Raw genomic sequence first — 12,335 nt, 5'->3', positions numbered from 1 at the left:
TCGCGAGCGAGCTCGCTCCCACAGTGGTTTGTGTACGACGCGAATCTTCTGTGCGAGCTTGCTTGCGATGACTTTATTTTTTGCAACATTCTTCCGGTTTACTGAAAAAGGTCACGCCGGAAGCAAATGCGCCAATCTTCTGGAGGCTGTCATTGACCGCATCCAGCAAACCGAACTGTTCCGGGGTCTGGGAGTTGTCATACGCGGCCAGAATCGCCTCGAAGAATTGCAGTTTCCCCTTGGCTCGCTGGCCGGACGGTTTGTCCGTGTTGGCAGCCTTGGGCTTCAGGAGATCAACTTGCTCTTGGGCGAACGCTTGAAGCTCAGCTTTAGTCATGAGGATTCTCCATCCGCTGTCGTTCCGAGTGTCCAAGCTATCGCCGGCGCTGCGGCAAATCTACTGTCAGACTTTACAGGTCCGTTCAGGCAGAGATAGCTGTGGCGATTGACGATTGGCCGTTTATCGGGTCAGGCTGCCGGGGCTTTGCACATTCAGACAAGGAGTTTCTCGATGCCAATTGCAATGATCGACGGACAACCCCTTTACTACCTGGACCAGGGTCAGGGCCCGGTGGTGCTGCTGGGCGGCAGCTATCTGTGGGACCACGCCATGTGGGCGCCGCAGATCGAGGTGTTGTCCAGGCATTACCGAGTGATCGCTCCGGACCTTTGGGGCCATGGCCAGTCGGGGCAAATGCCGGAGGGCATGAGTTCGCTGAACGATCTGGCCCGCCAGATGATGGAGCTGCTGGATGACTTGAGCATCGACTGCTTCCACCTGGTGGGGCTTTCAGTGGGCGGGATGTGGGGGACGCGGCTGGCGCTGGCGGCGCCCACGCGGATCCAGTCGCTGGTGCTGATGGACACTTACGTGGGCGTCGAGCCAGAACAGACCCGTCAGTACTACTTTTCACTGTTCGACAAGATCGAAGCCAGCGGCAGCATTCCCGAGCCGTTGCTGGACATCATCGTGCCGATCTTCTTCCGACCGGGTATCGACCCGCAATCGTCGCTCTACCAGCAGTTTCGCGCCACATTGGCCGCGTTGCCAACCGATCGCCTACGCGCCAGCATCGTACCGCTGGGGCGGATCATTTTCGGTCGGGACGATATCTTGCCGCGCCTGCATGCGCTGGATGCCAAGGGCACAGTGGTGATGTGCGGCGACCAGGACAAACCGCGTCCGCCGTCCGAGTCGCTGGAAATGGCCGAGCTGATCGGTTGCCCCCATGTGTCGATTCCGGAGGCGGGGCATATTTCCAATCTGGAGAATCCGGAATTCGTGACCGGGGCGTTGCTGGAGTTCCTGACGCGCAAGCACTGAAATTGTGGCGAGGGGATTTATCCCCGTTAGGCTGCGAAGCAGCCCTGAAACCTGACACCTCGGTGAACCTGACAAACCAAGTCGACAGCATTGGGGCCGCTTCGCGCCCCAGCGGGGATAAATCCCCTCGCCACAGGTGTTTGTCCAGGGCTTTACTTCGGCCCGAGAATTTTCACCAGCTTGTCCGGCGACGGTGCGCCTTGCTGCTGTTGCAGCTCGCCTTTTTCATCCAGATAGAAAATCGCCGGGGTGGCGGACAGTTCCAGTTCGTCCATCAACTGCTGGTTGGCGTCCAGTTTTGCCTGGATGGCCGGCGGTATGTCCTTGAGCGGTTTGAGCGGGCTGCCCTTGCCGGCCTTTTCATGCTCGGCCAGGGCTTTTTCCGGGTCCTTGGCCGCCAGCAAGGCGGCGGATTTACCTGGGCTGTCTTCGCGGATGATGCCCACCATGATGTGGCGCAACTGCACCTTGCCGGCCTTGACCCAGGGCCGAGCCTGTTCCCAGAACATGTTGCAGTACGGGCAGTTCGGGTCGCTGAACAGGTACACCGTGCGCGGTGCGTCCTTGTTGCCGTCGGCGATCCAGTTGCTGCCCTCCATCTTCGCCCAGATGGCCTTGGCCATCGGTGCATAAACCAGTTTTTGCAGTGGCTCGGCGCTCAGGTCCTTGCCGTCGGCGTCGTACAGGTTGCCCAGCAGGACGTGTTGCCCATCCGGGGTCAGGTACAGCGCCATGCCACGGTTCTGGTATTGCGCCGCGTAACCGCGCAAGCCGTCCGGCGCGTCGAAGGTGCCGATGATTTTCGCGCCCTTGGCTTCGATCTTCTTGATCGCTGCAGGCAATTCTTCGGCCTGGAGCAGCGGGGCCTGCGACAGTGCGGTGGCGACGGCCAGGGTCAGCAGGTGGCGGAGGCGGGGCATGGCGTTTTCCTTGTGGCGGAGTGAGGCGTTGTGGACGAGTCCGGCGTTTCGAAGTTTTCCAGGGCGCGAGCCAGGCTCGCTTCCGACAATTCCCCCAGGTGGCTGCCCAGCAGGCGGCCATCGGCGCTGTAGAACAGGGTGGTCGGCAGGGCCATGGAGCCGACAGCCTGGCCGAGGCGGCCGCTGCCATCGAACAACACGTTGTCCAGGCTCAGGCCTTGGGTGGCGAGGTAGGTGCTGACGCTTTGCATGCTTTCGGCCTGATTGACGAACAGGAAGGTCAGGTCCGGACGCTGTTGCTGGGCTTCTTCGAGCACCGGCATTTCACGCCGGCAGGGCGGGCACCAGGTGGCCCATAGATTGATCACCAGGGGGCCGCCCTGGTAATCGGTGAGTTTCACGGTCTCGCCGTCGGCGGTGCGCAGGGTGATGTCTGGCAGCCGGGTGCCTTGTTCATAAATCGTCAACGACAGGGTCGCCACCAGCCAGAACAGCAAGCCGCTGCCGACGCCGAAGCCCAATGGTCGGCGCAGGGGCGGACGGCGTCGTGCCCACAACAAGGCGGCAATCAGCAGCGCCACGATGCCCGGCCAGGCCAGGAAGCCACCGTCGCGCAGGTCGACGATCTGCCACGGGTCGTCCCGGTAATGTTGCCAATAGGCGACGACGAAGCCGACCCGTGCGGCCAGCAGGCCCAGTAGAAACAGCACGAACAGTACCGACTCGGGGTTTTCGCCCCCACGCTTGGCCACCCGCCAGCCCACGAAGGTCGCCAGCGCCAGGGCGCTGATGAGCAACAGGTGGTTGAGGGCGATGGCAAAGGTGCCCAAGGTGAACGTCAGCATCAGCGCGCGTCCCGGGTGAGGTTCCAGCGCTCCAGGAACGCCTTGGCGTCGACTTCCCCGGTGATCCGCTGGCTGCGGCGTTCTTCACCGTCGGCGCCGATCCACAGCAGGCTCGGCGGCCCCGGCACTTGATAACGGCCCAGCAGTTCCCGGCTGGAGGGGCTGTCGGCGGTGACGTCCAGGCGCAGCAGGCGCACACCGTTCAGGGCGTCGAGCACTTCGCGGCGACCGAAGACCTGTTTTTCCATGATCTTGCAGGACACGCACCAGTCGGCGTAGTAGTCCAGCAGCACCCACTGGCCCTGGGCCTTGGCGGCGTCCAGTTCCCGCTGCAGGGCGGTGGGCTCGCTGACCGTGATGAACGCATCGTGGGCACTGACGGTCGCGCGGCCCTCGGTGCCGGCGTAGACCTTCAGGGGCTGGAAGAAATCATCGCCGCCGCCCGCGGCGCCAATTACCAGCAGGCTGCCCCACAGGCCGAACAGCAACGAAGCGCTGCCGCAGACATAGGCGATGCGGCCGAACCCTTCGGTCTGGCGCCAGGCGCTGTAGGCGGCGATCAACAACAGCACGCCCCACAGGCCGACCCACAACGAACCGTCGATGATCGGGCGAATCATCAGCAGCGCGGTGCCCAGGAACAGGAAGCCGAACACGCCCTTGAGCAGGTTCATCCAGGCGCCGGGCTTGGGCAGGAAGCGGTTGCCCACGGTCACCAACAGCAACAGTGGCAGGCCCATGCCGATGCCCATGGTGAACAGGATCAGCCCGCCGTGCAGCGCATTGCCGCTCTGGGCGATGTACAGCAGCGCGCCGGCCAGCGGCGCGGTCATGCACGGGCCCACCAACAGGCCGGACAGCGCCCCGAGGATCCCGGCACCCACCAGGCTGCCGCCGCGGCGCTGGCGTCCGGCGTTTTCCAGGCGGTCACGCAGGGCGGCCGGCAATTGCAATTCGAAGAAGCCGAACATGGGCAGCGCCAGCAACACGAATACCGCCGCGAAGCTGCCCAGCAGCCACGGTTGTTGCAGCAGCGCCTGGAGGTTGGCGCCCAGCAGCGCGGCGAGCACGCCCATGGCGGCGTACACCAGGGCCATGCTGATCACGTAGCTGCCGGCCAAGGCCAGGCCGCGTCTCGGCCCGGCGCCGCTGCCCACCACCAGCCCGGCCAGGATCGGCAGCATTGGCAGCGAACAGGGGGTGAACGCCAGCAGCAGGCCCAAGCCGAAGAACACCAGCAGGCTCCAGCCCGAGGCCCGTTGTTGCAGGCCGCTGGCCAGGGCCTGGTCCGGCGCCTCGCCGCTGGCCGCCACCGGTGCGCTGCCACCCAGGTCGACCACTTGGGTCTGGGGTGGATAGCACAGGCCGGCGTCGGCGCAGCCCTGGAAGCCGACCTTGATCTTGCCCGTGGCACCGGCCGGAATCTTCAGCTCCAGCGCCTGGCGATAGACCTGCTGGTCGCCGAAAAACTCATCGCTGTGGGCTTCACCCTCCGGCAGCTTGGGTTTTTGCGCCTCGGCCAGGCCATCGAACTTGAGCCGCTGCTGATACAAGTAGTACCCATCGGCGATCTGCCAGAACAGCTGGGTTTCACCGGAGTCCAGGCGTTCGGAGGTAAACACGAACGCCTTTTCCACCGGCAGGAAATCGGGTTTGGTTTCGAAGGGATTGGCGGCCTGGGCCAGGCCCGAGATCAGGAACAGCCACAGCAAAAACAATCGACGCATGGATAAAGCCTTAGAACGAAGCAAGTGGAAAACACAATGGCGGCTGGCGATTAACCGTCGATTAACCCGGCGACGACCGGCAGGCAGCAATGATCGCCCATGTTGGCCGTACTCGTCGCATAATGTCGGCTTAATCGGCCGGCGGCCTAATGTACCTTTTTCCACGGGGCTTACCATGCGCGTACTGGTCTGCGAAGACGATGAGTTGATTGCCAGCGGGATCGTTGCCGGCCTTACGGCGCAGGGCCTGACTGTCGAGCACGTCGCCACCGCATCGGCGGCGCGGGCGATGGTCGGGGTGGCGGAATTCGACGTCATGGTGCTGGATCTGGGATTGCCCGACGAGGACGGTCTCAAGCTGCTCAGGCAACTGCGTCAGCAGGGGATGCAGACGCCGGTGCTGATCCTCACTGCCCGAGACTCGGTAACCGACCGGGTCGACGGCTTGCAGGCCGGCGCCGATGACTACCTGCTCAAACCCTTCGACCTGCGCGAGCTTGCGGCGCGCCTGCACACGTTGCTGCGGCGCGTGGCGGGGCGCAGCGTCAACCTGATCGAGCACGGTCGCCTGACCTACGACCCCAGCAGTCGGGAAACCACCCTGGACGGCCAGCCGGTGGATCTGTCCCGGCGCGAGCAATCGCTGTTGCAGGCGCTGCTGCACAGTCGCGGCCGGGTGCTGTCCACCGAACAACTCAAGGACAGCGTCTACGGCTTCAACGACGAATTGGAAAGCAACGCCCTCAACGTCCATATCCATCACCTGCGGCGCAAGTTGGGCAACGGGATTGTCGAGACTGTGCGGGGCCTGGGCTATCGCCTGGGGCCGGCCGAAGGTGGAGAGTCCTCCAAGTGATGAGCCTGCGACTGCGCCTGAGCCTGACCCTCGGCGCGGCTTTTGCCCTGATCTGGGCCCTGGCCGCGGCGTGGATGCTCAGTGACCTGCGCAACCAGATGATGTTCTCCCTCGACCAGCGCCTGGTGGCCTCGGCGCGGATGGTTGCCGGGTTGCTGGAACAGATGCCGCCGCTGCCCAGCAAGGGCGACGGCACGCATTTGAGTTCCGAGCAATTGAGCATTCCTGGCGGCATGGCCTGTCAGGTCAGCTCCTTGCGCGGCGAGATTCTGGCCCGCAGCCACGGCACCCCAGAGCAAACCCTGGAAGCCGAGAAAATGGGCTTCCACGACCAGATGATCGATGGCGCGCCCTGGCGCAGCTTCACCCTGGCCCGGGGTGACTTGCGCATCACCACCGCCGACCGCCAGATCGAACGCGAAGCCCTGAACATGTCGATACTGCTGGCCGCCTCGGTGCCGGTGGGCGTGGCATTGCTTGGTTGCCTGTGCCTGTTGTGGCTGGGCATCGGCCAGGGCCTGGCGCCGCTCAATCGCATGCGCGATGCGCTGATGCGGCGTAGCGCCGATTCCCTGGAGCCCTTGCAGATCCATCCACTGCCCAGCGAATTACGACCGCTGCTGGAGACCCAGAACCAGCTGTTCCAGCGCATCGGCAAGACCATCGAGCGCGAGCGACGGCTGACCGGCGACGCCGCCCACGAGCTGCGCAGCCCGCTGACCGCGATCAAGACGCACCTGCAAGTGGCGCGCATGACCGAGGGCGCCGCCCGCGACCAATCCCTGGCCCGGGCCGAGGAGGGCACCGACCGCATGCATCGCACGCTCGAACAGTTGCTGCTGCTGGCGCGGGTAGAAGGTAGCCTGTCGTTCGACGATGGCGTGCAATGCAACGCCGAGCAGGTCGCCCGGCTGGCGATCCAGGATGCCGCCCGCAGTGATTCCCGGCGGATCAGGTTGCACGTATCCCCAGGGTTGTCCGATGCACCGGTGCAGATGCCGGCGGTGCTCTCCATCGCCGCCTTGCGCAACCTGCTGGATAATGCCCTGCGCCATACTCCGGACGATACCGAGGTGGAGCTGAGCCTGGAGATGGTCGGCCAGCGCGTGCGCTTCCAGGTCCGCGACCACGGCCCCGGCATCGCCGCCGACGACATCCAACACCTGACCCAGCGCTTCTGGCGCAACGGCCAGAGCACCGGCTGCGGCCTGGGGCTGGCGATCGTCCAGGCCATCGTCCAGCGTTGCGGTTGCGGCCTGCATTTCGACACGCGCCCGGATGGGCTGCGGGTCGAGTTGACGGTGCCGGTGCAGCAGCCCCTGCTCAAGTGAGTGGTTCCGTGGCGAGGGAGCTTGCTCCCGCTGGGCTGCGCAGCAGCCCCAGAACCAGGGGGCGCGGTGAGTCTGACGGTTCCGGGCGACGGATTTGGGCCCGCTTCGCGGTCCAGCGGGAGCAAGCTCCCTCGCCACAAGGGATTGGGCTGGACACACAATCGCGGTTTCCCCTATCCCTGTTCGCAAAAGCGATGGGTCAGCCAGGTGATGCCGACCGTGCTCGCTCCCTCGCCACAATGATCCAGGCCAACCCCCAAGAACATGGACAATCCCCAGGCAATGCGCGGTATCGAGACACGATTGCACGGCCCGGGAGTAAATCCTTGCCGCGCTGATGCGTTTCCTCAACAGGAAACCTGCATGTGCGCCCGACCGGATACGCACCTGTGCGGTGTGCCATTTGGGTCGCTACTTACAGTGGATTGCGGGGGTCGAGAGATGTCAGTCGCCAACAGCCTTATCGAAGCACAGCCGGCACGGGTCAGCCCTGCGCCGGTCGAGACGCTCTACCAGTTCAATGAGTCGCCGCTGCTGGCCCGCCAGAGTCGGCAGGAGTCCAATGCCCGCAGCTACCCACGGCGGATTCCCTTGGCCCTCAAGCGTGCCAAGGGGCTGTATGTCGAGGACGTCGAGGGTCGCACCTTCATCGACTGCCTGGCCGGCGCCGGCACCTTGGCGCTGGGGCATAACCATCCGGTGGTGATCGAGGCGATCCAGCAGGTGCTGGCCGATGAGCTGCCGTTGCATACCCTGGACTTGACCACGCCGGTCAAGGACCGTTTCGTCCAGGACCTGTTCGGCTTGTTGCCGGCGGCGCTTGCCGCCGAGGCGAAGATCCAGTTCTGCGGCCCCACCGGTACCGACGCGGTGGAAGCCGCCCTCAAGCTGGTGCGCACCGCCACCGGCCGCAGCACCGTGCTTTCGTTCCAGGGTGGTTATCACGGCATGAGCCAAGGGGCGTTGAGCCTGATGGGCAGCCTGGGGCCGAAGAAACCCTTGGGCGCCTTGCTCAGCAATGGCGTGCAATTCATGCCGTACCCCTACGATTACCGCTGCCCGTTCGGGCTGGGCGGTGTGGCGGGCGTCAAGGCCAATCTGCATTACCTGGAAAACCTGCTGAATGACCCCGAGGCTGGCGTGCAATTGCCGGCAGCCGTCATCGTCGAAGTGGTGCAGGGCGAGGGCGGGGTGATTCCCGCTGATCTGGACTGGCTACGCGGTTTGCGGCGGATCACCGAGCAGGCGGGGGTGGCGTTGATCGTCGACGAAATCCAGAGCGGCTTTGGCCGTACCGGCAAGATGTTTGCGTTCGAGCACGCCGGGATCATCCCGGACGTGGTCGTGCTGTCCAAGGCCATCGGTGGCAGCCTGCCGCTGGCGGTGGTGGTTTATCGCGACTGGCTCGACACCTGGCTGCCGGGTGCTCACGCCGGCACCTTCCGTGGCAATCAGATGGCCATGGCCGCCGGTTCCGCGGTGATGCGCTATCTGCAGGAACACGCCTTGCCGGCCCACGCCGCCGCCATGGGCGAACGCCTGAGCGAGCACCTGCACATCCTGCAGCGGGACTTCCCACAATTGGGCGATATCCGCGGTCGCGGGTTGATGCTCGGTGTTGAACTGGTGGACCCGACGGGTAAGCCGGACGCCCTGGGCCATCCGCCGGTGCACGCATGGCTGGCGCCACGGCTGCAACGTGAATGCCTCAAGCGCGGGCTGATCCTGGAGCTGGGTGGCCGACAGGGCGGCGTGGTGCGGTTCCTGCCACCGTTGATCATCACCCGGGCCGAAATCGACCGGGTCGCCGAGATTTTCGGGCGAGCCCTGCATGCGGCGGTCACCGACAGCTAATTTTCACCCGGCCCCGTACGTTCCTTTCATATCCTGGCTGCGCATGTGACGCAGCGAACCTCGAGCAAAGATGGAGAGACACCCATGACTTCAGTATTCGACCGCGAGGACATCGTCTTTCAGGTCGTGGTCAACCACGAAGAACAGTATTCGATCTGGCCAGACTACAAGGCCGTCCCCGAAGGCTGGCGTACCGTCGGCAAAAGCGGGTTCAAGAAGGAATGCCTGGCCTACATCGAAGAAGTCTGGACCGACATGCGCCCGCTGAGCCTGCGCAAGAAGATGGAAGAGCAGGCGGCTGCGGCCCACTAAATGTAGAGCCTGTGGCAGCAAGAAAGCTTTCCACAGGAAGGCTGCGGGAGAACACAAATCTTGCAGCCACATCAGAACCCCTGTGGGAGCGAGCTTGCTCGCGATAGCGGTGGATCGGCAACATCAATGCCGGCTGACACTCCGCACTCGCGAGCAAGCTCGCTCCCACAAAGGCCGACATTACCCGCTATTGCTCGATCAAAAAATCAATCAACGCCCTCGCCGCCGCCGGCAATTGCCGATGGGGCGGGTAGATGATTGAAAAGGGTCGGCTGCGCCCGCCAAAGTCCTCCAGCAAAGCCACCAGTTCCCCACGCTCGATTCGCTCCCGGACAATGAACTCATAGGTCTGGCAGATCCCCATCCCGGCCTGTGCCAGGGACACGATGCCCAATACATCATCGGACACTTGCACTTTGCCCGCCGGCAGCCATTCCCGGTCTTCATGATTGTCGCGAAACAGCCAGGGTGCGATGCGTCCGCTGCTGGGCATTACGAAAGGCAGGCAGGCGTGGGCAGCCAGTTCATCGACGTGCCGGGGCGTTCCGGCGCGTTCCAGGTAATGCGGCGCGGCCACCAGGCACAGGCGAGCGTCTTCGAGCTTGCGCCCGACCAGGCCGCTGTCCGGCAGCGGCCCAAGGCGGATCGCCAGGTCATACCCCTCGGCCACCAGATCGACGTTGCGGTTGGTGATACTCAACTCGACCCGAACTTGCGGGTAAGCCTCGGCGAAACGCGACAGCAGCGAGGGCAGGCGGTAATGACCGTAGGTGGTCGGCACGCTCAAGCGCACGCGACCGGTCAAGACACCGTCCTGGCCCTGGATTCGCCGCTCGGCGTCGTCAATCAGGGCAAAGGCCGAGCGTGACTGTTCCAGGTACAACGTGCCGGCGTCGGTGAGGTTCAGCCGCCGTGTAGTGCGTCGCAGCAGCTGTACGCCGAGCCGGGCTTCGAGGCGGGAGATAGCCCGGCTCAATACCGAAGGCGTGGTCCCCAGTGCCACGGCACCGGCGCTGAGGGTGCCTTTTTCCACGACCGTGACGAAGGCTTCCACGTCGGCCAGATAATCGAATCGGCGTGCCATTGTTGCCTCCAGGGGCCAAGTGATGTTCCGGCGCGCCAGTTTATCGCCGGTCAGGGCATCAATACATTAAGCGCATCTTTTATCGAAACATCCTGGAGTCATCATGAAAAAGCTCACGACCTTGGCAACGTCTGTCGTTCTGGCGGGTATTGGCGTCGCGGCCCATGCCGATAACGTGCTGGTGGTCCTGTCGGATTCCGATCATCTGGATCTGAACAATGGCAAGGTCTTCTCCACCGGGTTTTACCTCAACGAATTGCTGCAGCCGGTGAAGCTGTTGCTCGATGCCGGTCACCAAGTGACGTTCGCCACCCCGGAGGGCAAGGCGCCGACGCTGGACCGGTCCTCGGTGGACAAGATGTACTTCAATAATGACCCGGCGGAGCTGGAGCGTTACCAGGCGTTACTGGCTCAACTGAATATCACTTCGGCCAAGGACTCACCGGTGATCAGCCTGGCCCGTGTCGAGCAGATCGGTCTGGAACAGTTCGATGCCCTGTACATTCCCGGCGGGCATGCGCCCATGCAGGATTTGCTCACGAGCGCACCGCTGGGGCGGGTGTTGACGCATTTCCATGACAAGGGCAAGACCACCGCGCTGGTCTGCCACGGCCCGATCGCGTTGCTGTCGACCTTGCCTGATGCCAAGGGCTTCGTCGGTCGGTTGGCCAGCAAAGGCCAGGCCTCGCCCCCGTCCGACTGGATCTACAAGGGGTACAACATGACGGTGATCAGCAACCAGGAGGAAGAACTCGCCAAGGGGTTGCTGGGCGGCGGGACCATGAAATTCTATCCACAGACCGCGCTGGAGCAGGCGGGCGGGCGCTACAGCAGCAATACCGCGCCATGGACATCCCATGTGGTGAAGGATCGGGAACTGATTACCGGCCAGAACCCGGCGTCGGCGCTGGAGGTGGGGCAGGCGTTGCTCAAGCGGTTGAAACCATAGGCCGGAAGGCTTCCTATCCCTTGTGGGAGCGAGCTTGCTCGCGATTGCGGTGGGTCAGCAAGATCAATGTTGGCTGACACTCCGTCATCGCGAGCAAGCTCGCTCCCACAGGCTTTCCGGCACGCCGTCTGGTTATTTGAACCGCCGCTCCACCCCTTTCTCCACCAGGATCTTCGCCGAAATCTCTTCCACGGAAAAATGTGTGGAATTGATGTGCGGAATATTCTCCCGCCGGAACAGGTTTTCCACCTCGCGCACTTCGAACTCGCACTGGGCATAGCTCGAATAGCGGCTGTTGGGCTTGCGCTCGTTGCGGATCGCGGTGAGGCGGTCCGGGTCGATGGTCAGGCCGAACAGCTTGTGCTGGTGGGCGCGCAGGGCGCTGGGCAGTTGCAGGCGCTCCATGTCGTCTTCGGTCAGCGGATAGTTGGCGGCACGGATGCCGAACTGCATCGCCATGTACAGGCACGTCGGCGTCTTACCACAGCGCGACACCCCCACTAGGATCAGGTCGGCCTTGTCGTAATAATGCGTGCGGGCCCCGTCATCGTTGTCCAGCGCGAAGTTGACCGCCTCGATCCGCTCCATGTAGTTGGAGTTGTGGCCAATGGAGTGGGACTTGCCGACCGAGTAGGAGGAATGCTCGCTCAGTTCCTGTTCCAGGGGCGCCAGGAACGTGGAAAAAATGTCGATCATGAAACCATTGGACGTTGCGAGAATCTCACGGATGTCCTGATTGACGATGGTATCGAAGATAATCGGGCGGAAACCGTCGGTTTCGGCGGCTTTATTGATTTGCTGTACCATGGCCCGCGCCTTGTCGACGTTGTCGATGTACGGCCGTATGAACTTGGCGAAGGTAATGTTTTCGAACTGTGCCAACAGGCTTTGGCCTAGCGTTTCGGCCGTAATGCCGGTGCCGTCGGAGATAAAGAAAGCAGATCGTTTCATTTGCGCCTTGGGCCTTAAGCTAGTGAGCTAGTGACGATTCTTGGATATGATAGGCGCGATTTGCTGGCCGCCAGTGGTCCGCATTCTCACTTATTTTCCAGGTCCAGGCCATATCGCCGGTCATCGCTCCCCTGGAGCCACCGGTGCCTTGAGCTTTTCCAACACAGTTAGTGGAGAGATCA

The 12,335-nt window shown here is 63.2% G+C and carries 12 protein-coding genes; 6 read left to right on the top strand and 6 right to left on the bottom strand.

The genetic code is table 11. The features are described from left to right. Window positions 1-73: 73 nt before the first annotated feature. Window positions 74-337 (bottom strand): hypothetical protein, encoded by a 264-nt coding sequence (locus BLT00_RS17075; RefSeq protein WP_092144770.1) that lies wholly within the window; start codon window positions 335-337, stop codon window positions 74-76. A 174-nt stretch (window positions 338-511) separates the two neighbouring features. Between BLT00_RS17075 and BLT00_RS17070 the strand changes: the two genes are divergently transcribed. Next, complete coding sequence (locus BLT00_RS17070) at window positions 512-1,324, top strand: alpha/beta fold hydrolase (RefSeq protein WP_092144768.1); 813 nt, start codon at window positions 512-514, stop codon at window positions 1,322-1,324. Window positions 1,325-1,476: 152 nt separating this feature from the next. Here BLT00_RS17070 and dsbG read toward each other — a convergent pair whose 3' ends face one another. The 3 genes from dsbG to dsbD are packed head-to-tail and all read right to left on the bottom strand — an operon-like array spanning window position 1,477 to window position 4,816. Then, entirely contained in the window at window positions 1,477-2,244 is a 768-nt protein-coding gene (gene dsbG / locus BLT00_RS17065) for a thiol:disulfide interchange protein DsbG (RefSeq protein WP_063322276.1), read from the bottom strand. After that, on the bottom strand, window positions 2,220-3,089 hold the full coding sequence (locus BLT00_RS17060; protein ID WP_092144766.1) for a TlpA family protein disulfide reductase: 870 nt from the start codon (window positions 3,087-3,089) through the stop codon (window positions 2,220-2,222). Before BLT00_RS17060 ends, dsbG begins: the two co-directional genes overlap by 25 nt. After that, window positions 3,089-4,816: a protein-disulfide reductase DsbD gene (gene dsbD, locus BLT00_RS17055; RefSeq protein ID WP_092144764.1), complete on the bottom strand. Its 1,728-nt coding sequence runs from the start codon at window positions 4,814-4,816 to the stop codon at window positions 3,089-3,091. The genes BLT00_RS17060 and dsbD overlap by 1 nt, the downstream gene beginning before the upstream one ends. A gap of 175 nt (window positions 4,817-4,991) precedes the next feature. Between dsbD and BLT00_RS17050 the strand changes: the two genes are divergently transcribed. The 4 genes from BLT00_RS17050 to BLT00_RS17035 all read left to right on the top strand — a co-directional run bounded on the left by BLT00_RS17050 (window position 4,992) and on the right by BLT00_RS17035 (window position 9,169). Continuing rightward, complete coding sequence (locus BLT00_RS17050; RefSeq protein ID WP_072340703.1) at window positions 4,992-5,672, top strand: response regulator; 681 nt, start codon at window positions 4,992-4,994, stop codon at window positions 5,670-5,672. Then, complete coding sequence (locus BLT00_RS17045) at window positions 5,669-7,003, top strand: ATP-binding protein (protein WP_092144762.1); 1,335 nt, start codon at window positions 5,669-5,671, stop codon at window positions 7,001-7,003. Before BLT00_RS17050 ends, BLT00_RS17045 begins: the two co-directional genes overlap by 4 nt. Window positions 7,004-7,444: 441 nt before the next feature. After that, entirely contained in the window at window positions 7,445-8,857 is a 1,413-nt protein-coding gene (locus BLT00_RS17040) for an aspartate aminotransferase family protein (protein WP_092144760.1), read from the top strand. Window positions 8,858-8,941: 84 nt separating this feature from the next. Next, on the top strand, window positions 8,942-9,169 hold the full coding sequence (locus BLT00_RS17035) for an MbtH family protein (protein ID WP_063322270.1): 228 nt from the start codon (window positions 8,942-8,944) through the stop codon (window positions 9,167-9,169). 187 nt (window positions 9,170-9,356) lie between these two features. Here the strand turns inward: BLT00_RS17035 and BLT00_RS17030 are convergent, their stop codons facing one another. Further along, window positions 9,357-10,253 carry a LysR family transcriptional regulator gene (locus tag BLT00_RS17030; RefSeq protein ID WP_092144758.1) on the bottom strand — a complete coding sequence of 299 codons (897 nt, stop codon included), beginning with the start codon at window positions 10,251-10,253 and terminating at the stop codon, window positions 9,357-9,359. Window positions 10,254-10,356: 103 nt separating this feature from the next. On the opposite strand from BLT00_RS17030, the gene BLT00_RS17025 reads away from it, so the two are divergent. Continuing rightward, entirely contained in the window at window positions 10,357-11,202 is an 846-nt protein-coding gene (locus tag BLT00_RS17025) for a type 1 glutamine amidotransferase domain-containing protein (protein WP_092144756.1), read from the top strand. Between the two features lie 132 nt (window positions 11,203-11,334). On the opposite strand, the gene BLT00_RS17020 is transcribed toward BLT00_RS17025, so the two are convergent. Further along, complete coding sequence (locus BLT00_RS17020; protein WP_014337326.1) at window positions 11,335-12,153, bottom strand: posphoenolpyruvate synthetase regulatory kinase/phosphorylase PpsR; 819 nt, start codon at window positions 12,151-12,153, stop codon at window positions 11,335-11,337. Between the last annotated feature and the right edge of the window lie 182 nt (window positions 12,154-12,335).

Source organism: Pseudomonas sp. NFACC51 (assembly GCF_900103575.1).
Classification (GTDB): domain Bacteria; phylum Pseudomonadota; class Gammaproteobacteria; order Pseudomonadales; family Pseudomonadaceae; genus Aquipseudomonas; species Aquipseudomonas fluorescens_Q.
Note: the sequence above shows the minus strand (reverse complement) of the source record. Positions and strands in the feature narration are given on the sequence as shown.

Bases quoted from the DNA above. Each gene is read 5' to 3' on its own strand.
- BLT00_RS17075 (WP_092144770.1), bottom strand. From the start codon at position 337: ATGACTAAAGCTGAGCTTCAAGCGTTCGCCCAAGAGCAAGTTGATCTC.
- BLT00_RS17070 (WP_092144768.1), top strand. From the start codon at position 512: ATGCCAATTGCAATGATCGACGGACAACCCCTTTACTACCTGGACCAG.
- dsbG (WP_063322276.1), bottom strand. From the start codon at position 2,244: ATGCCCCGCCTCCGCCACCTGCTGACCCTGGCCGTCGCCACCGCACTG.
- BLT00_RS17060 (WP_092144766.1), bottom strand. From the start codon at position 3,089: ATGCTGACGTTCACCTTGGGCACCTTTGCCATCGCCCTCAACCACCTG.
- dsbD (WP_092144764.1), bottom strand. From the start codon at position 4,816: ATGCGTCGATTGTTTTTGCTGTGGCTGTTCCTGATCTCGGGCCTGGCC.
- BLT00_RS17050 (WP_072340703.1), top strand. From the start codon at position 4,992: ATGCGCGTACTGGTCTGCGAAGACGATGAGTTGATTGCCAGCGGGATC.
- BLT00_RS17040 (WP_092144760.1), top strand. From the start codon at position 7,445: ATGTCAGTCGCCAACAGCCTTATCGAAGCACAGCCGGCACGGGTCAGC.
- BLT00_RS17035 (WP_063322270.1), top strand. From the start codon at position 8,942: ATGACTTCAGTATTCGACCGCGAGGACATCGTCTTTCAGGTCGTGGTC.
- BLT00_RS17030 (WP_092144758.1), bottom strand. From the start codon at position 10,253: ATGGCACGCCGATTCGATTATCTGGCCGACGTGGAAGCCTTCGTCACG.
- BLT00_RS17025 (WP_092144756.1), top strand. From the start codon at position 10,357: ATGAAAAAGCTCACGACCTTGGCAACGTCTGTCGTTCTGGCGGGTATT.
- BLT00_RS17020 (WP_014337326.1), bottom strand. From the start codon at position 12,153: ATGAAACGATCTGCTTTCTTTATCTCCGACGGCACCGGCATTACGGCC.